Here is a 961-nt window from a genome sequence, read left to right on the forward strand (position 1 = left end):
CGCTACCTTTGCCATGTTTCAGAAACAACTCTGGCGCATCGGGCTTCCCATACAATCGATAGATTGTCGCACCTGATTGCCCGACATTATCGCGAGCCCATTTATACCCATATAAATCAGCATCCATGTTGGAATTTAATCGCGGCCTAGAGCAAGACGTTTCCCGTTGAATATGGCTCATAACACCCCTTGTATTACTGTTTATGTAAGCAGACAGTTTTATTGTTCATGACCAAAATCCCTTAACGTGAGTTTTCGTTCCACTGAGCGTCAGACCCCGTAGAAAAGATCAAAGGATCTTCTTGAGATCCTTTTTTCTGCGCGTAATCTGCTGCTTGCAAACAAAAAACCACCGCTACCAGCGGTGGTTTGTTTGCCGGATCAAGAGCTACCAACTCTTTTTCCGAAGGTAACTGGCTTCAGCAGAGCGCAGATACCAAATACTGTCCTTCTAGTGTAGCCGTAGTTAGGCCACCACTTCAAGAACTCTGTAGCACCGCCTACATACCTCGCTCTGCTAATCCTGTTACCAGTGGCTGCTGCCAGTGGCGATAAGTCGTGTCTTACCGGGTTGGACTCAAGACGATAGTTACCGGATAAGGCGCAGCGGTCGGGCTGAACGGGGGGTTCGTGCACACAGCCCAGCTTGGAGCGAACGACCTACACCGAACTGAGATACCTACAGCGTGAGCTATGAGAAAGCGCCACGCTTCCCGAAGGGAGAAAGGCGGACAGGTATCCGGTAAGCGGCAGGGTCGGAACAGGAGAGCGCACGAGGGAGCTTCCAGGGGGAAACGCCTGGTATCTTTATAGTCCTGTCGGGTTTCGCCACCTCTGACTTGAGCGTCGATTTTTGTGATGCTCGTCAGGGGGGCGGAGCCTATGGAAAAACGCCAGCAACGCGGCCTTTTTACGGTTCCTGGCCTTTTGCTGGCCTTTTGCTCACATGTTCTTTCCTGCG

The 961-nt window shown here is 51.3% G+C and carries 1 pseudogene; it reads right to left on the reverse strand.

Annotation, left to right across the window (positions count from 1 at the left end):
- Positions 1 to 181, reverse strand: a pseudogene (locus C3488_RS39675) (APH(3') family aminoglycoside O-phosphotransferase); the annotation flags it as partial.
- Between the last annotated feature and the right edge of the window lie 780 nt (positions 182 to 961).

Source organism: Streptomyces sp. Ru72 (assembly GCF_002920635.1).
GTDB lineage: Bacteria > Actinomycetota > Actinomycetes > Streptomycetales > Streptomycetaceae > Streptomyces.